This window comes from Sphingobium sp. (genome assembly GCF_036170395.1).
Lineage (GTDB): Bacteria > Pseudomonadota > Alphaproteobacteria > Sphingomonadales > Sphingomonadaceae > Sphingobium.
In genome coordinates this window covers 112,027-134,389 of record NZ_JAVHPD010000047.1, presented here as the reverse complement: position 1 = coordinate 134,389, position 22,363 = coordinate 112,027, and the positions used below count along the sequence as shown (strand labels likewise).

21 protein-coding genes are annotated in these 22,363 nt (G+C 65.3%); 5 read left to right on the top strand and 16 right to left on the bottom strand.

Translation table 11 applies throughout. The features are described 5' to 3' along the window. Nucleotides 1-4: 4 nt before the first annotated feature. On the bottom strand, nt 5-937 hold the full coding sequence (locus V2B31_RS12940; RefSeq protein WP_422247444.1) for a hypothetical protein: 933 nt from the start codon (nt 935-937) through the stop codon (nt 5-7). A gap of 20 nt (nt 938-957) precedes the next feature. After that, on the bottom strand, nt 958-2,184 hold the full coding sequence (locus V2B31_RS12935) for a TIGR04063 family PEP-CTERM/XrtA system glycosyltransferase (protein ID WP_328279143.1): 1,227 nt from the start codon (nt 2,182-2,184) through the stop codon (nt 958-960). Nucleotides 2,185-2,504: 320 nt separating this feature from the next. Between V2B31_RS12935 and V2B31_RS12930 the strand changes: the two genes are divergently transcribed. Together V2B31_RS12930 and V2B31_RS12925 are read left to right on the top strand one after the other, a co-directional pair. Continuing rightward, entirely contained in the window at nt 2,505-3,872 is a 1,368-nt protein-coding gene (locus V2B31_RS12930; RefSeq protein WP_328279141.1) for a putative O-glycosylation ligase, exosortase A system-associated, read from the top strand. Continuing rightward, complete coding sequence (locus tag V2B31_RS12925; protein ID WP_328279139.1) at nt 3,869-4,585, top strand: hypothetical protein; 717 nt, start codon at nt 3,869-3,871, stop codon at nt 4,583-4,585. The genes V2B31_RS12930 and V2B31_RS12925 overlap by 4 nt, the downstream gene beginning before the upstream one ends. Here V2B31_RS12925 and V2B31_RS12920 read toward each other — a convergent pair. After that, nucleotides 4,545-5,099, bottom strand: a complete 555-nt coding sequence (locus tag V2B31_RS12920; protein ID WP_328279137.1) for a type 1 glutamine amidotransferase domain-containing protein — start codon at nt 5,097-5,099, stop codon at nt 4,545-4,547. The genes V2B31_RS12925 and V2B31_RS12920 overlap by 41 nt on opposite strands. Before the next feature lie 106 nt (nt 5,100-5,205). On the opposite strand from V2B31_RS12920, the gene V2B31_RS12915 reads away from it, so the two are divergent. Then, entirely contained in the window at nt 5,206-6,213 is a 1,008-nt protein-coding gene (locus V2B31_RS12915) for a DNA topoisomerase IB (RefSeq protein ID WP_328279135.1), read from the top strand. 19 nt (nt 6,214-6,232) lie between these two features. Beyond that, nucleotides 6,233-7,399: a mechanosensitive ion channel family protein gene (locus V2B31_RS12910; protein WP_328279133.1), complete on the top strand. Its 1,167-nt coding sequence runs from the start codon at nt 6,233-6,235 to the stop codon at nt 7,397-7,399. Here the strand turns inward: V2B31_RS12910 and V2B31_RS12905 are convergent. The 10 genes from V2B31_RS12905 to V2B31_RS12860 form a co-directional block, all read right to left on the bottom strand. After that, nucleotides 7,396-8,022 (bottom strand): ribonuclease HII, encoded by a 627-nt coding sequence (locus V2B31_RS12905; protein ID WP_328279131.1) that lies wholly within the window; start codon nt 8,020-8,022, stop codon nt 7,396-7,398. The two genes, V2B31_RS12910 and V2B31_RS12905, sit on opposite strands and share 4 nt — an antisense overlap. After that, the gene (gene thiD, locus V2B31_RS12900) at nt 8,015-8,896 is read right to left on the bottom strand and encodes a bifunctional hydroxymethylpyrimidine kinase/phosphomethylpyrimidine kinase (RefSeq protein ID WP_328279129.1); all 882 of its coding nucleotides are present in this window, start codon (nt 8,894-8,896) and stop codon (nt 8,015-8,017) included. The genes V2B31_RS12905 and thiD overlap by 8 nt, the downstream gene beginning before the upstream one ends. Beyond that, a complete protein-coding gene (locus tag V2B31_RS12895) occupies nt 8,893-9,117 on the bottom strand; it encodes a DUF1272 domain-containing protein (protein ID WP_328279127.1) in 225 nt (74 codons plus the stop codon). The genes thiD and V2B31_RS12895 overlap by 4 nt, the downstream gene beginning before the upstream one ends. A gap of 105 nt (nt 9,118-9,222) precedes the next feature. Then, nucleotides 9,223-10,563, bottom strand: coding sequence for a phosphoglucosamine mutase (glmM, locus tag V2B31_RS12890; protein ID WP_328279125.1), 1,341 nt, complete (start codon nt 10,561-10,563; stop codon nt 9,223-9,225). A 60-nt stretch (nt 10,564-10,623) separates the two neighbouring features. Then, the gene (locus tag V2B31_RS12885) at nt 10,624-11,985 is read right to left on the bottom strand and encodes a methyl-accepting chemotaxis protein (RefSeq protein ID WP_328279123.1); all 1,362 of its coding nucleotides are present in this window, start codon (nt 11,983-11,985) and stop codon (nt 10,624-10,626) included. Nucleotides 11,986-12,085: 100 nt separating this feature from the next. Continuing rightward, nucleotides 12,086-13,141: a DUF3667 domain-containing protein gene (locus tag V2B31_RS12880; protein ID WP_328279121.1), complete on the bottom strand. Its 1,056-nt coding sequence runs from the start codon at nt 13,139-13,141 to the stop codon at nt 12,086-12,088. An 88-nt stretch (nt 13,142-13,229) separates the two neighbouring features. Further along, a complete protein-coding gene (locus V2B31_RS12875; RefSeq protein ID WP_328279119.1) occupies nt 13,230-13,730 on the bottom strand; it encodes a DUF3617 domain-containing protein in 501 nt (166 codons plus the stop codon). A gap of 80 nt (nt 13,731-13,810) precedes the next feature. Then, on the bottom strand, nt 13,811-14,092 hold the full coding sequence (locus tag V2B31_RS12870; RefSeq protein ID WP_328279117.1) for an HNH endonuclease: 282 nt from the start codon (nt 14,090-14,092) through the stop codon (nt 13,811-13,813). Nucleotides 14,093-14,102: 10 nt separating this feature from the next. Further along, a complete protein-coding gene (locus V2B31_RS12865) occupies nt 14,103-14,651 on the bottom strand; it encodes a DUF3617 domain-containing protein (protein ID WP_328279114.1) in 549 nt (182 codons plus the stop codon). A 107-nt stretch (nt 14,652-14,758) separates the two neighbouring features. Beyond that, nucleotides 14,759-16,879 carry a calcium-binding protein gene (locus V2B31_RS12860; RefSeq protein WP_328279112.1) on the bottom strand — a complete coding sequence of 707 codons (2,121 nt, stop codon included), beginning with the start codon at nt 16,877-16,879 and terminating at the stop codon, nt 14,759-14,761. A 188-nt stretch (nt 16,880-17,067) separates the two neighbouring features. Here V2B31_RS12860 and uvrB point away from each other — a divergent pair, with 188 nt between their 5' ends. After that, the gene (uvrB, locus tag V2B31_RS12855; RefSeq protein WP_328279110.1) at nt 17,068-19,251 is read left to right on the top strand and encodes an excinuclease ABC subunit UvrB; all 2,184 of its coding nucleotides are present in this window, start codon (nt 17,068-17,070) and stop codon (nt 19,249-19,251) included. A 58-nt stretch (nt 19,252-19,309) separates the two neighbouring features. Here the strand turns inward: uvrB and V2B31_RS12850 are convergent, their stop codons facing one another. From V2B31_RS12850 to V2B31_RS12840, 3 genes are all read right to left on the bottom strand, one after another. Continuing rightward, complete coding sequence (locus tag V2B31_RS12850) at nt 19,310-20,284, bottom strand: fumarylacetoacetate hydrolase family protein (protein WP_328279108.1); 975 nt, start codon at nt 20,282-20,284, stop codon at nt 19,310-19,312. A 5-nt stretch (nt 20,285-20,289) separates the two neighbouring features. After that, complete coding sequence (locus V2B31_RS12845; RefSeq protein ID WP_328279106.1) at nt 20,290-21,081, bottom strand: cyclase family protein; 792 nt, start codon at nt 21,079-21,081, stop codon at nt 20,290-20,292. Between the two features lie 123 nt (nt 21,082-21,204). Continuing rightward, a complete protein-coding gene (locus V2B31_RS12840) occupies nt 21,205-22,362 on the bottom strand; it encodes an alpha/beta hydrolase family protein (protein ID WP_328279104.1) in 1,158 nt (385 codons plus the stop codon). Nucleotide 22,363 lies beyond the last annotated feature (1 nt).

Sequence of the window (22,363 nt, the reverse complement as noted above, 5' to 3'; positions counted from 1 at the left end):
GCGCTCAGCGGCGTCCCGCCATGGAGCGCAGCGCGCCGAGCGCGGCGCGCAGCGCTTCGTCCGTGTCCTGCGCCACCGCCTCGCGCACCGGCACGGGCTGGGCGGCGGGCATGTCGGCGATGACGCCGCGCCCTGCGACCGGCGGCACCGTCGCGCGGCTGCGCTGGGCAAGCCCGCGCTCCAGCCGTTCGGTCAGTTCAGAGACCGACAGCCCCTGCGTCGGCAACCGCAGCGGCAGCGGGGCGGGCGTCGGCGCGGGCTCGACCTCCGGCGGCGAGACGGCGATCGGCGCGGCAAAGCGCGGCGGCTCGGCAAAGGCCGGCGCAGCGGCAGGTGCGCGCGCGAAGGCGGGCTGCGGCAGTTCGGCCTCGCTCAGCGGCGCGGGCGCGCTTGGCATGGCGAAAGGCGGGGGCGGCAACACCGATTCGGGCTGCGGCTCGGGATTGGCGACCAGCGGTCGGCGGCTCCCTTCCGGCCGGCCGAAAATCTCCAGCCCGTCGAAATCGCGGCTGGCGAAGATGGGCGGGCGCGGCGGCGCGTCGGGATGGGCGTCGGCCCGGCGCAGCACCGGCGCGTCGGCCTCATTGGCGGCGGCCCGTCCGCGCGCCAGCGCGGTCAGCTTGGAGAATGCGAAACCCATAGTCTTTGCTCCCTGGACGCGATCCTGGCGTCCCTCTTCTATCCTCTGCGGCTCGTCACGCCCGGCGGATCGGCGAGTCGCGCTCACGACGCCCGCCGCCATCAGCGCGCCGAAACCCGCCAGCATCAGCCGCGCCTTGAGGCCCAGCGGCGGCGCGGCGGCGGGCACCGCTTCGCTGAGCCCGCTCGACGCCACGACCATCTCGACCAAGCCCACCGGCGCCCACAGGATGATGAGCGCCACGGCGAGCGCCGCCAGCCCCGTCATCATCGCCCCGTTGCGCGCCGTATTCGGCATCCGCGCTTGCTTCCTTCCGTTCAGGCGGCCGCCCGGTCGGCGCAGGGCCGGCCCAGCAGCCGCTGGTAAACAGGTTCGTAACGCAAAATGTTTGACGACCAGTTACGCTCGCGCTCCACAAAAGCCCGCGCCACCGCGCGCCGTGCCTCCCATCCGTCGCGGTTCGCGAACAGCCCGGCCAGCGCCGCCGCGATCGCCGCCGGATCGTCGGGCGCGAACAGCGTGCCGGTAACGCCATCCTCGATCAGCTCGCGATGCCCGCCGACATCCGACGCCGCGACCAGCCGGCCCTGCGCCATCGCCTCCAGCGGCTTCAATGGCGTCACCAGTTCGGTGAGCCGCATCGCCTTGCGCGGGTAAGCCAATATGTCGACCTGCGCATAATAATGTTCGACCTGATCGTGCGGCACGCGGCCAACGAAGACGATATGGTCGGCGAAGGGCGAGGCCATCGCCTGCGCCCGCAGCGCCTCTTCCATCGGTCCGCCGCCGACCAGCAGCAGTTTGGCTCTGGGCCGCGCCCGCACCAGCTTGGGCATCGCCGCGATCAGGTCGTCCAGCCCCTCATAATCATAGAAGCTGCCGATGAACCCGACGACATCGGTCCCCGCCAGCCCCAGCCGGTCGGTCAGCGCAGGGTCGCGCGCTACCGGATCGCCGAACTGCTCCAGGTCGACGCCGTTGGGCGACACGATGATCTTGGCCGGGTCGATCCCGCGCGCGATCAGGTCGCCGCGCAGCCCTTCGCAGATCACCGCGACCGCATCGGCATTGCGTACCGCATGGGTCTCCAGTTGCCGCGTCAGCCAGTAGCGCGGGCTGCCTTCCGTGCCGGTCCCGTTGCCGACCGCCGCATCCTCCCAGAAGGCGCGAATTTCGTAGATCATCGGCAGGCCGTGCCGCTTCGCCACCTTCTGCGCGGCGAGCGCGTTCAGCACCGGCGAATGGGCGTGGATCACATCGGGCCGCCATTGCCGCACCAGCGCCTCGATCGCATCGGCATGAGCGGAAATGTCGCGCCACTCGCGGATCAGCGGATTGCCGCCCGACGCCTCGCCCGGCGTGCGGTGAAAGCGCAGGCCGTCGACCATCTCCTCAGCCGGTCCCTCGGCGACGTGGCGGCGGCCGGTGATCCCGCGCACCTCCCAGCCCTTGGCGATCTGCGCGCGCAGGATCGCGCGGGTGCGGAAGGTATAGCCGCTGTGCAGCGGCAGGCTGTGGTCCAGCACGTGGAGGATGCGTGTCATAGCCCGCCCTGTTTGCCGGAAAAGGTTTAACGGCCCGTCAACTCTGTCGCGCTACGAAAGGTCTGCCGAACAGCAACCCGTTCACGTCGAGCGGAGGTTCGAGCCTGCCGAGAACCGAAGTCGAGACGCCGTTCTCGACTGACGCTTCTCGACTTTGCTCGAAGCTGCTCGAACCGAACGGAAGCGCTGAAGACCTGCCAAGCGAATGATCGACGCATTGTCCCTCCTGATCAGCCATGGCGTGATCCTGCTCGCGGCCTGGCGGCTGCTGCCGCGCGCCGATCTGGACCGCGATCCGCCGCGCACGGAGCATAGCGACGATGCGTGACCTCTTCTTCCTCGCCTTTCTCGGCGTGTTCGGCCTGATGGGCCTGCGCCGGCCGTTCCTGCTGGTCGCCCTCTATTGCTATATCGACATCGTCTCGCCCCAGCGGCTTTCCTATATGCTGCTGAATTCCGTTCCCATCTCGGCCATGGCCTTCGCCGCGATGGTGGGTTCCTGGCTGCTGATCGACGACAAGAAGGATTGCCGATTCTCGGTGCGGCAAATGCTGATGCTCGTGCTGGTCGGCTATTGCGGCTATACGACCATGACCGCCGATTTCCCGGTCGAGGCGCTGACCAAATGGAACTGGGTGTGGAAGGCGATCATCGCCGGCATCTTCCTGCCGCTGGTGCTGCGCACGCGGCTGCGGATCGAGGCGCTCACCCTCTTCATGATCCTGTGCGCCAGCACCATCATCATCAACGGCGGCATGAAGACGGCGCTGTCGGGCGGCGGCTATGGCGTGCTCAATCTCATGGTCGAAAACAACAGCGGCCTCTATGAAGGCAGCATCATTTCCTGCGTCGCCATCTCGCTGATCCCGCTCATCCTCTGGTTCACCAATCACGGCACTATCTTCCCGCCCGACTGGCGCGTGAAGCTGTTCTGCTACTGCCTCTGCCTCGCCTGCATGTTGATGCCGATCGGCACCGAAGCGCGCACCGGGCTCGTCTGCCTGGTGATCCTTGCCGGCCTCATGCTGCTGCGCTCGAAGCGCAAATTCATCTACGGCCCGCTGATCGTGCTAGCCGCGCTCGTCTCCATCCCCTTCCTGCCGCAAAGCTTCACCCAGCGGATGCAGACGATCGAAAATCACCAGGGCGACGAAAGCGCCGCCACCCGCGTCGCGGTATGGATGTGGACGCTCGACTATGTGAAGCAGCATCCGGGCGGTGGCGGCTTCGACAATTATCTCCAGAACAGCTTCACCTATTTCGCCACCAGCACCGTGGGCGAAGGCGACGCCAAGCGGATCGAGCGCCGGCTCGTCACCGACAAGGGCCGCGCCTATCACAGCGCCTATTTCGAGATGCTGGGGGAACAGGGCTATTTCGGCTTCGCCGTCTGGGCGCTGATCCACCTCATCTGCTTCATCCGCACCGAATCTATCCGCCGCGCCTATCGTAAGCGCGACGGGCCGGACGATGCTTGGGTCGCGCCCTTCGCCCTCGCGCTGCAACAGGGGCATATCGTCTACATGATCGGATCGCTGTTCGTGGGTATCGCTTACCAGCCCTTCATCTTCATGATGCTCGCCCTACAGATCGGGCTCGACACCTATCTGTCCCGGCTGAAGAAGGCGGAGGCGCAGCGCGGCCTCAACCTCGCCCTCGCCGCCCGGCGGCAGCAGGCGCCGGCATGAGCGGCGAACTGCGCGCGCTGGGCCTGGCCCATGGCCTGTTGCTGGGGCTGCTGCTCGCGAGTCCCATGGTTGCCCCCGCCCTGCTGCCTTATGCGGTGAGCGCGCTGTTCCTCCTCGGCGGCTTTCAGTTGCGCCTCGCCGATCGCCGCTGGGATCTGCGCGGCGGCCCGGCCGCCTGGATCAGCCATATCCGCATGGCCCCGCGCCGCCTGATCCCCTGGGGCGCGGCGGCGGTGGCGGCGCTGGTGGCCGGCGATTCGCGCAGCGCCATGGCGGTCGCCAGCGCGGCGCTGCTGAGCGAACTGCTCGTCTATCCGATCAGCGCCCATCTGCTGGGACAGCTCAGCCGCCCCCTGGTAGCGCTGATCCTCGCGCTGCTGATCGCCCTCGCCGGCGCGGCGGCAAGCGAGACCATGGCCTATGTCATCGCCTTCATGACCGGCATCGCCACCTGTCTCCTGTGGATGCGCGGTCCCGATGGGGAGGCACGGGCGCTCGCCATCGCGCTCGGCGGGGCAGCCGCCGCTGCGGTCGTTCCGCTCGCGCTACCCGCCAGCCTGCCCTTCGCCCTGCCGACGGGCCTCGTCTGCGCCACGCTGGCGCTGGCGCACCTCTCGGTGCTGCGCCGCCGCCCGGTGCCATGGCAGCCGGTCGATGGCGCAAGGCCGCCCGTCAGGCGTCCGCTCTGGCTACAGCCGCCACGGCTGTCTTGAACGCATCGACGAAGGCCGGGATATCATCCGGCTTGCGGCTGGTGATGAGATTGCCGTCCACCACGACCTCCTGATCGACCACGCTCGCGCCGGCATTGGCAAGGTCGGTGCGGACCGAGGGCCAGGACGTGACCGTCCGCCCGTCCACGACATCGGCCTCGACCAGCAGCCATGGCCCATGGCAGATCGCCGCGACCGGCTTGCCCGACAAGGTGAAGTTGCGGACGATCTCGACGGCCTTCTCATTGGTCCGCAGCGTATCAGGGTTGGCGACCCCGCCAGGCAGCAGCAGGCCGTCATACTCCTCGATATTGACCTGATCCAAAGTCATGTCGGGCGTGATCGTGTCGCCCTTCTCGTCATGCTTCATGCCCTGGATCGGATCGGTCTTGGGCGAGGCGAGCGTCACCTGCGCGCCTGCTTCGATCAACGCTTCGCGCGGATCGAACAGTTCGGACTGCTCGAACCCGTCGGTGGCCACGATCAGGATACGGCTTTGTTCGACGGACGGCATGGCAATTCTCCTGGGTTAGGCGGGATGCCGTTCAACGGGCCGCAGCCCCTAAGGGTTGCGGAACGAAGCGATGAACGGCGGGTTTTGCGGCATGAGAAGGACAGACATGCCCCAAGACGTCGTCACCCACGCAGACCACAGCATCCCCGGCATCACGCGACGCGCCCTGAAGCGCGGCTGGGCCTATTATCACCCTGACGGCAACCGCATCACCGACCGGGACGAGATCGACCGGCTGAACCGCATCGCCCTGCCGCCCGCCTATCGCGACTGCTGGTTCTGCCCGTCGCCCTGGGGCCATATCCAGGCGGTCGGCTATGACGACCGGGGGCGCAAGCAATATCGCTACCACACCGATTTTCGCGCCGCGCGAGAGGCGGAGAAATATGCCGGCTGCCCGGATTTCGGCCGCGCCTTGCCGAAGCTGCGCGCCAGGCTGGAAAGCGACCTCTCCAAACGCGGGCTGCGCAAGGACCGCACCATCGCCGCCGTCGTGCGCCTGCTCGACCTCGCCAAGCTGCGCGTCGGCAACGAACATTATGCCACCGTCAACAAGAGCTTCGGCGCCACGACGCTTCGCCGCCGCCATGTCGACCTGTCGGGCAAGTCGCTGACGCTGCGCTTCCGCGCCAAATCGGGCAAGGAGCAGCAGCAGACCATCACCGACGCGCGCCTGCTGCGCTTCGTGCGGCAGGTGCAGGATCTCCCTGGCCAGCATCTGTTCCAATATCTGGACGAGAACGGCGATCCCCGCCCGATCAGTTCCGGCGACGTCAACGCCTATATCGCGCAAGCGATGGGCGGCCCCTTCACCGCCAAGCATTTCCGCACCTGGGGCGCGTCCACCATCGCTTTCGAGACGCTGGCGGAAGGGCATGTGTCGCTGAAGCAGCTACTGGAACCGGTCGCGCAGGCGCTCGGCAACACGCCTGCGATCAGCCGCAAAAGCTATGTCCATCCCGCCCTCATCGCCCTATGCCGCGACGGGCAGGATGAATGGCGCGCGGGCCTGCGCCTGCCGCGTCGCACCCGCTATCTCTCGCGCGGCGAGCGCGGCCTCATCGCCTTCCTCGACAGCGTCGCCGACTGCGCCCCGCTTGCAGCGGCCGCCTGATCTGGGCCAATAGGGCGACATGGCTGACAAGAAAGACCCCGCGCTGCCCGCGTTCCAGGTGAAGGCGCCCAACTTCGTCGAAATGTGGCACAGCACCATCGACTGGGTGCAGGTCCATTATGCGTCGATCGCGATCGGCACCGGCGCGGGCATCCTCATCTATCTCGCGCTCGCGGCGATCCGCCAGTTCGGCAAGCGCAATCGGGGAACGCGGGGCGACTCGCTCGGCTATGGCAATGTGCTGAGCCGCGCGGCGGCGCGCACCACCCATTATTTCATGGTGCTGGTCGCCGCCCGCCTGGTGGTGGGCTATGCCGACGCGCCGGCCTCGCTCCACCGCACCGTCGCCTTCCTCTTCACCATTGCCGCCGTGCTCCAGGCGGCGATTTGGGCGCGGGAGATCATCCTCGGCCTCATCGAGCGGCGCACCCTGGCGGAAGATGGCGGCAGCGAAACGCTCGCCAACGCCATGGGCCTCATCCGCGTCCTCGTCAGCTTCGCGCTGTTCGCGGTGGCGGCGATCGTGGTGCTCGACAATCTCGGCGTCAACGTCACCGGCCTGGTCGCCGGCCTCGGCATCGGCGGCATCGCGATCGGCCTCGCGGCACAGGGCATCTTCTCCGACCTGTTCGCCGCTCTCTCGATCATCTTCGACAAGCCTTTCCGCCGGGGCGAGATCATCACCTACGATCAGACCACGGCACGGGTCGAGAAAATCGGCCTCAAAAGCACGCGCCTGCGCGCGATGAGCGGCGAGAAGAAGGTCATCTCCAACGCCAACCTGCTGCAAAAGGAGATCACCAGCCTCCAGACCCTGACCCAGCGCCGTGTGACCTACGCCATCGGCATCATCTACCAGACGGCAGAAGAGAAGGCGGAGGCGCTGCCCACGATCCTCAAGGAGATCGTGGAGGCCGAAGGCATGATCTTCGTCAACGCGGGCATCGTCCAGTTCGGCGCGAGCAGCCTCGACTATCAACTCAATTTCGACGTGCCGGATCCCGACCATCACGACTATTTCGAGATGCGCCACCGCATCGGTCTCGCCATCTGGAAGCGCTTCAATGCAGAGGGGATCGAATTCGCCTACCCCACCCAAACCAGCTTCACCGCTGCGCCCGATGGGAAAGCGATCATGCCTTATGCGGAGGTTCAGCCGGTTCGGTCGGTGAGCGTCGCTCCCTAAAGCAGGCTGAGCTGCGCCACCGGCGCGAAGCTGCGGCGGTGGAGCGGGGTCGGGCCATGTTCGCGCAGCGCCGCCAGGTGCCGGGCGCTGCCATAGCCCTTGTTCGTCTCCCAGCCATAATGCGGATGCTCGGCCGCCGCCGCGATCATCATCCGGTCGCGCGCCTCCTTGGCAAGGATGGAAGCGGCCGCGATCGACAGGCATTTGGCGTCGCCCTCCACCACCGCCGTCGACGCCCAGCGCCATTGCGGGCAGCGCCCATTCGGATTGAAATTGCCGTCCACCAGCACATGCGCGCAATCATGGGTTAGCGCCTCGACCGCACGAGTCATCGCCAGCATCGTCGCCCACAGGATGTTGATCGCGTCGATCTCCTCGACGCTGGCGACGCCTATGCCCCAGCACAGCGCGCGGCGCTTGATCTGCCCCTCCAGCACCCCGCGCTTCGCCGCGCTCAGCTGCTTGCTGTCGTTGAGGCCATCGGGGCAATCCTCGACGCGCAGGATGACGGCCGCCGCGACCACCGGCCCTGCGAGCGGCCCCCGCCCCGCCTCGTCCACCCCGGCGACAAGGCCGGGATGATGGCTCAGTTCATGGGCGAAGTCAGGGCCGCAATTAGACATCAGCGTCAAACCCCAGCGGCACACCCATCGGGCCATGGCCCAACCCAAGCCCCGGCGCCCCTTCCAATGCTGCGCGGACATAGCGTCTAGCGCGGTCGATTGAGGCTTCCAAAGGCCAGCTTTCGCCTAAGCCTGCCGCTATGGCGCTTGCAAGAGTGCAGCCGGTCCCATGACTATGATCGGTATCGATGCGGTCGCCTTGCCATTCACTAAGGGAGCCGCCTGGCCATACCAGCAGGTCACGAATGGTTCTTCCTCTCCCGTGCCCGCCCTTCAACAGCAGTGGCTTTCCGGATGCTCTGACCAATGCGCGCGCAGCAGACAATCGGGATTCGGCATCGACAGTCGACATCCCGGACAGCACTTTCAGCTCAGGGATGTTAGGCGTGGTGACATCTGCCAGCGTCATCAGCCGGTGAAAAACCGCTATGGTTGCTTCATCCGCCAGCGCGCTTCCGCTCGTCGCAACCATGACCGGATCGAAAACGATCGGAATTTTCTCGACCCGTGTGACCCGCTCCCTAGTCTCCCATTTGACCTGATCAGGATAAGAGACGGCGGCGATCTCTTTCGTTTCAACAAAAGGTGGCGAACAAAGCCTCTCCGCCACCGCATTCGCCGTCTCCGCGCTGCCGATCATGCCGATCTTCACGGCATCGACGCCGATGTCGTTCACCACGCTGTCGATCTGCGCCAGCACCATATCGGTCGGCACCAAATGCACCGCCTGCACCCCCAGCGTATTCTGCGCCGTGATCGCGGTGATCGCGGTCATGGCGTGGCCGCCCAGCAGCGTCACCGTCTTGATGTCCGCCTGAACGCCCGCGCCGCCGCCGCTGTCCGACCCGGCGATGATGAGGATGCGCGCGGTCATCCCCTGAATTTGCGCTCGCTCGATGCCGGGTTCCCGGCAAGCGCCTTGCCCACCCGCGTCGGCCGGTCCATCAGCTCGCCGCCGCAATTGGGGCAGCGATCGTCGAGCGCCTCGGCGCACGGCGCGCAATAAGTGCACTCGAACGAACAGATAAACGCGCCCGGCGCATCGGCGGGCAGATCGACGCCACAGCGCTCGCAATCGGGGCGCATTTCAAGCATCGACCACCACCGTCATGCCAGCGAAGGCTGGCATCTCACTTTTCTTCTTCACCTCCGAAGAAGCGGGATCCCAGCCTTCGCTGGGATGACGAAGCAAAAAACCCTTCACGCCGCCGCCTTCTCGACCGCCGCGCAGATGCGCTCGACCACGTCGCGCACCTGATCCTCGCGGTCGCCTTCGGCCATCACGCGGATCACGGGCTCGGTGCCCGACGGGCGGATAACCAGCCGCCCCGCGCCGTTCAGCTCCGCCTCCGCCTGCGCGATCACGCGCCGGACATCCTCATGCTCCAGCGGCTTGCCGCCGGCGAAGCGTACATTCTTGAGCAATTGCGGCACCGGATCGAACTGGTGCAGCACCTCGCTCGCGGGCTTGCCCGCCCGCACGAGCGCCGCCAGCACCTGCAACGCTGCCACCGTGCCGTCGCCGGTCGTGCCATAATCGCTAAGTATCATATGCCCCGACTGTTCGCCGCCGACATTGAAGCCGCCCTCGCGCATCCGCTCCAGCACATAGCGGTCGCCAACCTTGGTCCTCTCCAGCCCGATGCCGCGCCCGGCCAGAAACCGCTCCAGCCCCAGGTTCGACATCACCGTCGCCACCAGCCCGCCGCCGCGCAGCGTGCCGGCCGCCGCGAAATTGCTCGCGATCAGCGCCATGATCTGGTCGCCGTCGACGATTTGCCCCTTCTCGTCCACCACGATCAGCCGGTCCGCGTCGCCATCCAGCGCGATGCCGATGTCCGCGCCCGACGACACGACCGTTTCCTGACACAGCAAGGGCGCGGTCGATCCGCAGCCGTCATTGACGTTGGTGCCATTGGGGCTGACCCCCACCGCGACCACCGTTGCCCCAAGCTCCCACAGCGCCGAAGGGGCGACCTGATAGGCGGCGCCATTGGCGCAATCGACCACGATCTTGAGGCCGTCGAGCCGCAGCTCGGCGGGAAAGCTGGATTTGACCGCGTGGATATAGCGGCCGCGCGCATCCTCGACCCGGCGGGCGCGGCCGATATCCTTGGACGCGGCCAACGGAATATCCTGCCCCAGCAGCGCCTCGATCTTCAGCTCGTCCTCGTCCGACAGCTTGTAGCCGTCCGGCCCGAACAGCTTGATGCCATTGTCGAAATAGGGGTTGTGGCTGGCGGAGATCATGACCCCCAGGTCCGCCCGCATCGAATGGGCGAGCAATGCGACGGCGGGCGTCGGAATGGGGCCGAACTGCACCACGTCCATGCCCACGGCGGTGAAACCCGCGACCAGCGCGTTTTCGACCATATAACCCGACAGCCGCGTGTCCTTGCCGATGACGACGCGATGCCGGTGGCTGCCGCGCTGAAAATGCGTCCCCGCCGCCATGCCGACCTTCATCGCCAATTCGGCGGTCATCGGCCACTGGTTGGTCCGCCCGCGAATGCCGTCGGTGCCGAAAAATTGCCTGCTCATGGCGCTTCCATGCACCGAGCAGGGTTGCCGCTGCAACCCATTTGCATCCGGCGCGTCGGCTCAGCCCTGATCGCGATAGGCCATCTGGAGGATGCCCCAGTGCCGGCCCTTGATATGGATGGAGGCGATGACCTGCTTCAGCAGGATCACCTCGCCATCGGCGGTCAGCCGGCGATAGGCCTTGATGCAGAAGGGCTGGGTGATCTTCGCCTGCTCGCGCGTATCGGGGAAATCGAACATCACGCCCTGGCGCGAATATTCGAGGTTCCAGTGGTCGTCGCCCGGCCGTTGCGGCTGCGCGCGTTCAGGCATGGCGATCGCGCCAAAGGCGTTGCGATCGGTGAAGGTCATGCCGAACAGGCCGGCGTAGCCGCGCGCCATCTCCTGCCGCTCGCGGGCAGCGGGCAGCATCGCGGTTTGCACGGGATGGGTGAATTGCGGCGGATTGGTGCCCGCGATCGGCGTATAATGGTGGGCGAAGATGTCCGCCTCCCGCGCCTCGCCCCGGTCGATCGCCTGCTCGACCGCACGGGCGACCGCTTCGGCACTCTCCAGGCAGAAGCGGATATAGGGCGAATCGGGGATTTCGACGCCGCTTTCGGCCAGATGCTGGAGCAGCGCATTGGCCTCCTCGCTGGTGCTCGACACACGCCCCGACAAGCGTTGCAGGCCATCGGCATTGTCGCTCGACGTACTGGCGAGCGCGGCGAGGCCGGTGCGGATCTCGCCCGCCGAATCGACCATCGATCCGATCCGAGCGGCCACCGCCTCGCTGTTGCTCGACAGACCGTGCATCAATGTGCTGAGCCGCTCGACCAGCGCCTCGATATTCTTGGTGTCGCTCAGCGCCGTGCGCGCGGTCTGGACGCCATGGGTGATGCTGTCCAGCATTCCGCCCGCCTCGCCGGTCAGCGCCCCGATCGACTGCTCGATCGTATGGGTCGCCGCCGCCGTCTCCTGCGCCAGCTTCTTCACTTCGGACGCGACGACGGCAAAGCCCCGGCCGGCATCGCCCGCGCGCGCCGCCTCGATCGTGGCGTTGAGCGCCAGCAAATTGGTCTGGCTCGCGATGCCGCTGATGACGCTGGTCACATGGGCGACGGTCTTGAGCGCCTCGCCAAAGCCGTCGAGTCGCGCATGGACGCGGTTCACCTGTTCGATCAGGTTGACGAAATTGCTGTTGGCGGCGGACAGCTGCCGCCCGGAATCGTCGATGATCGCGCGCGCGGCGATCGCTTTTTCGCGCGCGTCCTGCCCCGCATAGGATACGCTGTCGCCGTCGCGCGACAGTTGCGCGGCCGCGCCGCTGATCGCCTCGATCGTGCGCGCCTGCTGCGTCACCCGGTCGGCCAGTTCGCTGATGTCGGCCTGAAGATCGAGCGTGCGGATGCCGAGGTCGCCCGACAATCTGGCGACCTGCATCACGGCCCGTGCAACGGTATCGGCGTGCGCTTCTTTTCCCACATCAGTGGGCGTAATCCGCTGTGGTAAAGGAAGGGTTAGCGCTGCGCCCGATCCTGCGTCATCCGATCAGGACGACCAGCGTGAAAAACAGCGACAGCGACACGCAGGCGAAGCCGTACAGCAGCGGCAACCGCACCAGCGCGGCGCCACGTGACAAAGCATAAGCGTCCTTGAACTGGCGATACATGTGCCAGGTGGCGAACAGCAGCAGCGCCAGGGTAACGATCCCGCTGGTGACATGTATCGCGGTCAGCAGCATCGACAGGGAGAAAAGCAGCGACATGAAGGCGATCGAATAAGTGACGTAGATCGCGTGGTCGTACATCTTGAAGCGGCGGCTGAACGGGAAGAGCAGCCAGACGAAGGGCAGCGAAATGAGGATCAGCGCCCAGGAGAATTTATAGGCATTGGCCTTGAGCTTGTAATAAGCGAAGTCCGGGTTTTCCGCTGCGGCGTTCATCACCCGGCCGACGGTCTTGGCCACCCCGCCATCCAGCCCTTCACCCTGTAGCGACCGGCTGATGTTGCTCGCCAGGGTTATGCCCTTGCGATCCGCCTGCGCGTCCTCCAACTTCTCGGTCAGTTGCGCGCGACGCGCAGCGCTTAGCCCCGGCGCGGCCAAATCCGCCTCGATCTGCCGGATGCGCGCGTCGATCTTCGCCTCTTCCTTGCGGAGTTCCGCGACTGCACCCGGGTCCATCACCGGTCCCTTGGCCTTCTCCCCACCGCTATGGCTGGTAAGCGAAAAGACCGCATACATGAGGAAGGCGGAAAACAGGAACAGCGCGAAGGGCGAAACGAACTTCGCCCGCTCGCCGTGGATATAGCGCCGCGTCAGCTTGCCGGGGCGCAGCGCCAGTTCGGGCAAAGTCGTCCAGATCTTGCCCTCGAAATGCAGCACGCCATGGGCCAGATCATGCCCGATCGCAGCAAAGCTGCGGTGCAGATGCGCCGCCTGCCCGCACTGGGCGCAATAATTGGCGTCCACATGCGCCCCGCAATTGAGGCAGGCGCCATAGCCCGCCTCCCGCGCCTCGCCATGGGCGGGCTCGACCGCCCGCGCCAGCATGGCCCCAGTGACAGCGTCACCCGCCGCTTCGATTCCCCCTGTCATGCGCCAACAGTATCAAAGCCGTATGACAGGCGCCAGTCAGCGGACGCAAGCCCGCCGCCCGGCATCGCGGCACGCCGATCGTCCCGGGTCAGCCTGCCGCGCAGTCGCCGGTGCGCCGGCCTGTCAGGTCGTGGGTTGTGCGCAGCACCGGCTGCCCCCCTTCAGTCCTGGTCATCGTCGTCCCCAGCGTCAGCGTGTCGGCGGTGTAATTGCCTTCGACCGTGATCTCGGACGTGCCGGCCCCCGACTTGCAGCTTAACGTCGCGATCAGGCGCCCCTTGCGCAGCATCTTGTCCTTGTAGCTGCAATCCGATCCTTCCTTGCCCGCAAGCGCATCGGGATCAGGCACCCCGTCCTTGTCGACCGCGATGCAGACCTTCTCCTCGCCGATGTCCTTGAGCGCCTGCTGATATTCGGCCGGCGTGACCGTCGGCGTGTTATAGCCGGTGGTCTTGCGGGTGATTTGCCACTCGCCGCCCTTCAGCACGATCGGCGCTTCCTCCTGTTGTGGCGGCGGCGCCGGCTCGCTGCAGCCCGCAAGCACCCATGCCGCGCCCAGCGCCAGCCCGGCCTCGATCCTCAGTCGCATATCCTCTCCCCTGTTCTCTTGACGGAACGGCAGGAGGCTCTACCCGACGCAGCCAAAGCGCAAGCGGAAATGCAGCCGGATCAGGCGCGCCGGCGCGTGGGTGCATGGAAATCGAGCGGCTTGTCCGCAATCCAGGCCAGGAAGCGCGCAATGGCGGGGTGCGCCCGCAGCGCAGTAGGATCGGCATACACGCGCGCCAGTTCGGCGTTGGTCAGCGTCGCGTGGATAGTGCGATGGCAGATGGGATGGACCGGCACGACGCTCCGCCCGCCCCGGCTCTTGGGCACCGGATGATGCCATTCCACCCGCCGCCCCAGGGGCCGATCGCACAGCCAGCAGCATTCCGTGACAGGTTGACGCATCGCGGCGGGATCAACCCGGCGACTTGCATTCCGGCCCCACCCATTTGCCTTCCGACCGCGCGGTCATCGCCATGGCATGGGGGCCGCCCGTCATCTTCATGTCCATGTCGATCGCATAGCTTTCGGGCGCGTAGCTGCCGGACATGGCGGCGTTCATCGTGCCGCCTTCCGCCTTGCACGACACTTGGCCCTTGACCGTCCCGCCCTTTGCCTCGAACCCCGCATAGGTGCAATTCTTGTCCTCCTGCCCCGCGAACATTTCGCCACTGGGGTTGGCCGCCTCTTCCGGCGTGACGCAATAGCGCAGCGACGTCTGGCTCATCATGCTCTTCATTTGATCCTTCGCCGCCTGCGGTGCTTGCGCCATGTCGATGTCCTTAACCGTGAAGCGCCCCTCCCACTGGCCCGGCTTCAGCTGCACCCTATCGACCTGCGCCTTCACCTCCGCCCTGCTCATCGAGTCGGTAGCGGCAATATCACCCGCCTTGTCGCCGGGCTTTTCGGAACAGGCGGCGAGCAGTGTGGCAAGCATCGTCATCGTCACAACAGCATGGCGCATCGTCGCTTCCTCCTCATGGCCGACATGCAGCATAGCAGGCGGCGGAGCGCGGGCAATCGCGGACTCCTCGTCAGCCGGCGGGCGGCAAGCCGCCCGCGCGCCCATTGTCAAAGCAACAGATCGGTGACCATCAGGGGGCCAGCGCTGGTGACATGCACCGCCAGCTCCGCAGTTGCAAAATTGGTATCGAGATTGACCTGAACCTGGAAGTCCGACCCCGACTGCACGATCCGCGCCTGCCCTATATCGGTGAAGGCGCCGGCGACGAACGACAGGGTTTGATCGCCTGCCTCGTCGGACGGGTCGATCCGACGCAGGTCGATCTTGTCACCTTCACTGGCCGAAAAATCGAGAATCCTGTCGATCTGCGATCCGCCGCTGTCGCCGGCGCGGAACAGGAAGCGATCCGCCCCCGCCCCGCCACGCAGCGTGTCGAGACCGGTTCCACCGATGAACACGTCATTGCCCGCCCCGCCACTCAGGCTGTCATTACCGCTATGGCCGTAGAGATGATCGTTGCCGCGACCGCCGAACAGCGTGTCGGCACTCCCCGTGCCTTCTACCAACAACGGATCGCCCGAGCCGTTAAACAGGAACTGTCCTGCGGTCAGGTCTGCAATCACCTTGTTCTTGACCATGATTGTTTCGGTGCGCCCCGCCCATTGGAAAGCGATACGCACGTCCGAACCGGCCTGGGTCATGAAGGGCGCGAGTTGAGACAGGTCGGAGATATTGAGCGCGCGCAGATCGATACGGTCGCCCTTCCCGAAATCCGCGATGGTGTCCGCACCAAATCCCCTCATATCGTACAGGAACCGGTCGCTGCCCGATCCGCCGAAAAGCTGGTCGTCGCCGTCACCGCCGGCCAGCAGGTCGTTCCCGCTGCCCGCCGACAAGATATCGTCGCCCGAATATCCGAAAAGCTGATCCGGCCCCAAGCCGCCGAACAGCGTATCGCCATTGCCGGTGCCGTCCACGATACTGCCCACACGATCGGTGTTGAACAGGAAATCGGCAGCGCCCAGATCCGCGACTTGGACACCAGCGATAGTGATGCGTTCGGTCCGCCCGGCCCAGCTGAAGGTTATTTGAACATCGTCGCCAACCTGCCGCATGAACGGACTGAGCTGGCTGATCGCGCTGATGTTGAGCGCCCGCAGGTCGATGCGGTCGCCGCTCGTAAAATCCACGATCCGGTCGAGATCGATGCCTCTTTCCGCAAACACAAACCGGTCGCTTCCGTCCCCGCCGATTAGCACATCGTTCCCTGATCCGCCCACCAGCACGTCATTGCCCGCGCCCGCGCTCAATGCGTCGTCGCCGCTGCCGCCTGCCAGAACATCGTCGGCTGCGCCGCCGAACAATGTATCCGAATTACCCGTTCCGTTGACGCGAAGAGGTTCCAGCGACTTGTCGAAGATGAAGCTGGCGGCGCTCAGGCTCGCGATTGACACATTTTGAAGGATGATGCCTTCGGCCCGCCCCGCCCAGTCGAAGCGGATCTCCACATTAGCGCCCACCTGCGTCATGAAGGGCGACAGTTGCGAGACATCGGCAATGCCAAGGCCGCGCATATCGATGCGGTCGCCGGTTGTGAAATCGACAATCTGATCGATGCCAAATCCCCGGCTGGAAAAGATGAAACGGTCGCTGTTCGCGCCGCCCATGAGCAAGTCGTCGCCTCCGCCGCCGATCAGAGCGTCAAATCCCGCCCCGCCTGAAAGCGTGTCGTCGCCGCTATCCCCTGACAATATGTCATGGCCCTTGCCTCCGAACAGCGTATCCGAATTGCCCGTACCCAGCACTGACAGCGAGTCGGTTGCGCTGTTCAGCAGCAGCGTCGAAGCCGTGATACTGCCGACTTGCATATTCGACAGGATAATGCGCTCGGTCCACCCCCCCCACAAAAAGCTGATATGCACGTCGGCCCCGACCTGAGTCATGAAGGGGACCAACTGGCTGAGATCGCCGATGTTGAGCGCGCGCAGGTCGAGCCGGTCGCCCGCCGCGAAATCGGCAATTGTATCGATGCCGAAACCTCGGTCATCAATAACGAAGCGATCGCCGCCCGCGCCGCCAGTCAGCCGATCGTTGCCCTCACCACCGACCAAGGCGTCGTTACCGTCAAGTCCAAAGAGAATGTCATCCCCACCCAGACCCAATATCGTGTCGGTGCCCGCAGTGCCGTTTATGGTCTGCGATGCGCTGGTGCCCTTGATTACCGCCATATCCCTTGCGTCTCCATGATGTTGATTCGGAACGATGGCGACCCGAGCCTATCTTGCTTCAACTCCCGGAATTAACATAGGTATATTACACAACGCCAACGGCGATAGGGCCATATTGCGGTCAAGCCAGGTGTCGGGACGGGCATCAAAAATGTTGCGGCTGCGGTGGCAACCCCCATATTCCAGCCATGGCCATTCAAATCCGCACCGACCTGTCCGAACCGGAAACCGGGCAGAGCTTCGTCCCCCACCGTCCCGCGCGCCCGGAGAAGAGCGAGGGCGGGCGCGCTTTCAAGCTGGTGAGCGATTATGAGCCGTCGGGCGACCAACCGACCGCGATCGCTGAGCTGGTGGCGGCAGCGCGGCAGGGCGAGCGCGACCAGGTGCTGCTCGGCGTCACCGGTTCGGGCAAGACCTTCACCATGGCCAAGACCATCGAGGCGCTTCAGCGTCCCGCGCTGATCCTCGCCCCCAACAAGATCCTCGCCGCGCAGCTCTACGGCGAGTTCAAGAGCTTTTTCCCCGAAAACGCGGTCGAATATTTCGTCAGCTATTACGACTATTATCAGCCCGAAGCCTATGTGCCGCGCTCCGACACCTATATCGAAAAAGAAAGCTCGGTAAACGAGAGCATCGACCGGATGCGCCATTCGGCCACCCGCGCGCTGCTGGAGCGGGACGATGTCATCATCGTCGCGTCGGTCTCCTGCCTCTATGGCATCGGCTCGGTCGAAACCTATTCGGCCATGACCTTCTCGATGAAGAAGGGCGGCGTGGAGGACCAGCGCGAGATCATCCGCAAGCTCGTCGCGCTCCAGTATAAGCGGAACGATGCCGGTTTCGCGCGCGGCAATTTCCGCGTGAAGGGCGACAATCTTGAGATCTTCCCCTCCCACTATGAGGACACGGCCTGGCGCGTCAGCTTCTTCGGCAACGAGATCGAGGAGATTGTCGAGTTCGATCCGCTGACCGGCAAGAAGATCGCCAGCCTCGATTATGTGAAAGTCTTCCCTAACAGCCACCATGTCACCCCCGGCCCGACGCTCAAGCAGGCGATGGAAGCGATCCGCTTTGAACTCACCGAGCGGCTCAAGGAGCTGGTGGCGGAGGGCAAGCTGCTGGAGGCGCAGCGGCTGGAGCAACGGACCAACTTCGACCTGGAGATGATTGCGGCGACCGGCAGCTGCGCGGGGATCGAGAATTACAGCCGCTTCCTCACCGGCCGCCTGCCCGGCGAGCCGCCGCCGACGCTGTTTGAATATCTGCCGGAAAACGCGCTGCTGTTCGTGGACGAAAGCCACCAGACGGTGCCGCAGATCGGCGCGATGGCGCGCGGCGACCATCGACGCAAGATCACGCTGGCCGAATATGGCTTCCGCTTGCCCTCCTGCATCGACAACCGCCCGCTCCGCTTCAACGAATGGGATGCGATGCGGCCGCAGACCGTCAGCGTCTCCGCGACGCCCGGCCCGTGGGAAATGGAGCAGACCGGCGGCGTGTTCAGCGAGCAGGTGATCCGTCCCACTGGCCTCATCGACCCGCCGGTCGAGATCAAGCCGGTCGAGGACCAGGTCGACGACCTCATCAACGAATGCCGCAAGGTCGCGGCGCAGGGGTATCGCACGCTCGTCACCACGCTCACCAAACGCATGGCGGAGGATTTGACCGAGTTCATGCACGAGGCGGGGATCAAGGTCCGCTACATGCACAGCGACGTCGAGACGCTGGAGCGTATCGAGCTGATCCGCGATCTACGGCTCGGCGTCTATGATGTGCTGATCGGCATCAACCTGCTGCGCGAGGGGCTGGACATCCCCGAATGCGGGCTGGTCGCCATCCTTGACGCGGATAAGGAGGGCTTCCTGCGCTCCGAAACCTCGCTGATCCAGACGATCGGCCGCGCCGCGCGCAATGTGGAAGGCCGCGTCATCCTCTACGCCGACCGCATCACCGGCAGCATGGAGCGTGCGCTCAACGAAACCTCGCGTCGGCGGGAAAAGCAGCAGGCCTATAATCTGGAACATGGCATCACCCCAACCACGATCAAGCGCAACATCGGCGACATCATCGCCCATGTCGCGTCGAAGGATCAGGTGACGGTGGACACCGGCCTGGACGACCGCCCCCACATGGTCGGCCACAATCTGCGCGCCTATATCGAAGACCTTGAAAAGAAGATGCGCGCCGCCGCCGCCGACCTGGAGTTCGAGGAGGCCGGCCGGATCAGGGACGAAATCCGCAAGCTGGAGGCGGAGGAACTGGGCCTGCCCGTCGAGCAACAGGTCGCGGCGCCCAGGGGCCGCGCGACCGAGGGCAAGCCGGGGACGCGAAAGCTGCGATACGGGAAAGTGCAGAAGAAGTTCGGGCGGTAAGTCTCGCCCCGCCCTATCGCCACGCGCCCGCTTCAGGCCCGGCGGCGACTGCACCGGATCACTGGCTGTATGATGGCAGACCGGCTTGCACGACCTGCTGATGAATGGCGCCGAACGGTGAACCGCTTTCCCCCAAGGCCTCCATATGCACATGGCTGCCGAAGCTGAGAAAATCGGTTTGGGGTTTGCCGGTCTCGATCATTTCGATGGCGCGCCGCTCCGAAATGCAGGCGGAGCCCACTCTGGCATAATCGGCGTTGGAAACTGTGCCCGATCCGATGATAGTGCCGGCGACGAGGTCGCGGGTACGGGCGGCGTGGGCAATAAGCTCGTGGAACCCGAAGGCCATTTCACCGCCATGGGGATGGCCGAACCACTGGCCGTTCAACGTTACGTGGAGGGGCAGGTGGACGCGCCCATCCTGCCACGCGTCGCCCAGCGCGTCGGGCGTGACTGCGAAGGGCGCTGCGGAGCAGGCGGGCTTGGCCTGAACCCAGCCGAACCCGGTCTTCATCTCGACGGGTGCGATCGCGCGCAACGACCAGTCGTTGATGAGGATAACGAGCCTGATATGCGCCATCGCCTGCTCCGGGGTCGTGCCCATCGGCACGAAATCGGTCATGACGCCATATTCGCCCTCAAAGTCGATGCCGTCGGCTTCGCTGGGCAGCGGTACGTCCGCATGACCGGCGAGAAACCGGTCTGACAACCCCTGATACATCAGCGGGCGATCGGTCTCGATCGGCGGCAGGTTGAACGCCTGCTGCATCAGTTCACCATGCTGCGGGAAGGCCGATCCGTCGAGCCATTGCCAGGCGCGCGGCAGAGGGGCGAGTAGGCGGTGATGATCGAGCGGCTCGCCCTCCCCATGCTCGAGCCGCGCTGCCAGGGCACGAAGCCCCGGTTCGGCATCATTCCAGCGTTCGATAGCCTGCTGCAACGTGCCGCCCGCATACAGGCAGCGCTCGGCGTCGGGCGACACAAGGATCAGCGCGCCATCGGGCGTGCAATTGTCGATGGTGGCAAGGCGCATGGCGCTTAGTCCTCGAAGATGGCGACCGCGCGGGTCCAGCCCGCTGACGCGCCCTTGATCTTGTGCGGGAAGCAGCTGACGGTGAAGCCGTTGCCAGGCAGGGCTTCGAGATTGTGCAGCTTTTCCAAGTGGCAATAGCCGATGTCACGGCCTGCCTTATGCCCTTCCCAGATCAGCGAGGTGTCGCCCGTTTCCTTCACCTTCCGCGCGGTATGGGCGAAGGGCGCATCCCAGCTCCAGGCGTCGGTGCCGGTCACGCGCACGCCGCGCGAGGTCAGATACATGGTCGCCTCATAGCCCATGCCGCAGCCGACATTGACATAGTCGGGCCGACCCAGCGCCTTGCCCGCCGCCGTGTTCACCAGCACGATGTCGAGCGGCTGGAGGTCATGGCCGATGCGGGCGAGTTCGTCCTCCACATCCTGCGCGGTCACGACATAGCCGTCGGCAAAATGGCGGAAGTCGAGCTTCACGCCGGGGCGGAAGCACCAGTCGAGCGGCACTTCGTCGATCGTGATCGAGCGCTCAGGTTCACCATCCTTGGCGTTCATTGTCGGATGGAAATGATAAGGCGCGTCGAGATGCGTGCCGCTATGGGTCGTGAGCTTCACCCATTCCGAAGCGGCGAAGCCCGCGCCGTCGGGCGTGTCCTCCGCCGTGACGCCGGGGAAGAACATGTCCAGCTCGGGCGCGGTGTCCATGTGCGTCTGATAGCTGATTTCCGGCTTCAGGAACGGCGGATCGCTCACGACGTCGTTGCAGAGCGTGATCGACAGGTCGACGAAACGGCGGGTCATGGCATCGGCTCCGGCGGGGAATAAAAGCCCGCCGGTCGACCGCGCCAAGGGGAGGAGGCGCGCCCGACCGGCGGCATGACAGGCGGGCGAGCCTGTGTTTCGAAAAGGGCCGTCACCGAAGTATCACCCCGTCACACCGCCCAGTGTTTGCGCGAACCAGTCCGAGATCAGGTCGCGGCCATAGGCCATATTGTCGGCGCCGACATGCTCGACCCCGCCCTCGCGCGCGGTAAAGATCATCTTCTCGCGGCGGGGCGAATTGACCAGCTGGTCGTAGAGATCGTCGGCATAAGCGACGCTGATCTGGCGGTCGTTGGCGCCGTGCGTGACGAGAAACGGCACCTTGATCCGGTCCATATGGCCGTTGAGGTTCATCGCTTCCGATTTGGCGAGGAAGTCGTCCTGATCCTTGGCGCCGAAGGCCCAGTGGACATGCGCCCAATAATGCGGGACGGGGTTTTCCCCCTCGCGCGCCATGCGCTTGTCCTGCACCTCGCGCCAATTATGGTTCGCGCCCCACACCGCGCCGCTGGCGAAGCGCGGCTCATAGGCGACCGCACGCGGCGCGAAATGGCCGCCGAGCGAAATGCCGGTCATGCCGATGCGCTTGGGATCGACCTCGCTCTGTTGTTCCAGCCAGTCCACCGCCTTGCTCGCCCAGCTTTCGCTGTGCGGATCGACGGGGAGGTTCTGAAGGCGCAGCGCCTCGCCCGATCCGGGCTGATCGACGCACAGGGTGGAAATGCCGCGTCGCGCCAGTTCGTGCGGCAGGCGGGTCCAGTAGAGCAGTTCCTTGCAGCTATCGAGGCCGTTGCAGAACACCACGACCGGCTTCTTTCCCTCGCCCGGCGCGCGGGTGAAGAGTGCGGGCATAGTGCCGCTTTCGAGCGGGACCTCCACGCGCTCACGGTTTAACTGGCCCAGCGTGGTCGAACGGTCGAACGCCTGACGCGCCTTGGCATAAGTCGCTTGACGACCGGGCGCGCCATGGCCCTGCATCCGCTCCGCCGTGAAGAGATACAGCGATGCACGCTCCAGCTTGTTCGACGCGGAAAAGGCCCTTCCTTTCGCCTCGTCGGCGGCTGCGAGGTCGAGCAGCTTGTCGCCCATCGCCGCCCAGGCCTTCATGAACTGCGGCGTACCCGCGTCCGCGCCGTTCGCAGCCGCATCCTTGATCGGCTGGCACATGTCGACGATCTCGCCGATCTGCCCACCGCTCTCCATCGCGATCGCGACCGACAGGTTCCAGATATAATTGGGAAAGGGTTCGTACAGGGCCATC

Excerpts from the sequence above, each read along its gene's own strand:
- thiD (WP_328279129.1), bottom strand. The coding sequence starts at position 8,896 with ATGACCGCGCGCATCCTCATCATCGCCGGGTCGGACAGCGGCGGCGGC.
- V2B31_RS12925 (WP_328279139.1), top strand. The coding sequence starts at position 3,869 with ATGAGCGGCGAACTGCGCGCGCTGGGCCTGGCCCATGGCCTGTTGCTG.
- V2B31_RS12910 (WP_328279133.1), top strand. The coding sequence starts at position 6,233 with ATGGCTGACAAGAAAGACCCCGCGCTGCCCGCGTTCCAGGTGAAGGCG.
- V2B31_RS12905 (WP_328279131.1), bottom strand. The coding sequence starts at position 8,022 with ATGTCTAATTGCGGCCCTGACTTCGCCCATGAACTGAGCCATCATCCC.
- V2B31_RS12880 (WP_328279121.1), bottom strand. The coding sequence starts at position 13,141 with ATGACAGGGGGAATCGAAGCGGCGGGTGACGCTGTCACTGGGGCCATG.
- V2B31_RS12840 (WP_328279104.1), bottom strand. The coding sequence starts at position 22,362 with ATGGCCCTGTACGAACCCTTTCCCAATTATATCTGGAACCTGTCGGTC.
- V2B31_RS12930 (WP_328279141.1), top strand. The coding sequence starts at position 2,505 with ATGCGTGACCTCTTCTTCCTCGCCTTTCTCGGCGTGTTCGGCCTGATG.
- V2B31_RS12885 (WP_328279123.1), bottom strand. The coding sequence starts at position 11,985 with ATGCAGGTCGCCAGATTGTCGGGCGACCTCGGCATCCGCACGCTCGAT.
- V2B31_RS12940 (WP_422247444.1), bottom strand. The coding sequence starts at position 937 with ATGCCGAATACGGCGCGCAACGGGGCGATGATGACGGGGCTGGCGGCG.
- V2B31_RS12915 (WP_328279135.1), top strand. The coding sequence starts at position 5,206 with ATGCCCCAAGACGTCGTCACCCACGCAGACCACAGCATCCCCGGCATC.
- uvrB (WP_328279110.1), top strand. The coding sequence starts at position 17,068 with ATGGCCATTCAAATCCGCACCGACCTGTCCGAACCGGAAACCGGGCAG.
- V2B31_RS12870 (WP_328279117.1), bottom strand. The coding sequence starts at position 14,092 with ATGCGTCAACCTGTCACGGAATGCTGCTGGCTGTGCGATCGGCCCCTG.
- V2B31_RS12935 (WP_328279143.1), bottom strand. The coding sequence starts at position 2,184 with ATGACACGCATCCTCCACGTGCTGGACCACAGCCTGCCGCTGCACAGC.
- V2B31_RS12895 (WP_328279127.1), bottom strand. The coding sequence starts at position 9,117 with ATGCTTGAAATGCGCCCCGATTGCGAGCGCTGTGGCGTCGATCTGCCC.
- V2B31_RS12875 (WP_328279119.1), bottom strand. The coding sequence starts at position 13,730 with ATGCGACTGAGGATCGAGGCCGGGCTGGCGCTGGGCGCGGCATGGGTG.
- V2B31_RS12845 (WP_328279106.1), bottom strand. The coding sequence starts at position 21,081 with ATGACCCGCCGTTTCGTCGACCTGTCGATCACGCTCTGCAACGACGTC.
- V2B31_RS12850 (WP_328279108.1), bottom strand. The coding sequence starts at position 20,284 with ATGCGCCTTGCCACCATCGACAATTGCACGCCCGATGGCGCGCTGATC.
- V2B31_RS12860 (WP_328279112.1), bottom strand. The coding sequence starts at position 16,879 with ATGGCGGTAATCAAGGGCACCAGCGCATCGCAGACCATAAACGGCACT.
- V2B31_RS12920 (WP_328279137.1), bottom strand. The coding sequence starts at position 5,099 with ATGCCGTCCGTCGAACAAAGCCGTATCCTGATCGTGGCCACCGACGGG.
- V2B31_RS12865 (WP_328279114.1), bottom strand. The coding sequence starts at position 14,651 with ATGCGCCATGCTGTTGTGACGATGACGATGCTTGCCACACTGCTCGCC.
- glmM (WP_328279125.1), bottom strand. The coding sequence starts at position 10,563 with ATGAGCAGGCAATTTTTCGGCACCGACGGCATTCGCGGGCGGACCAAC.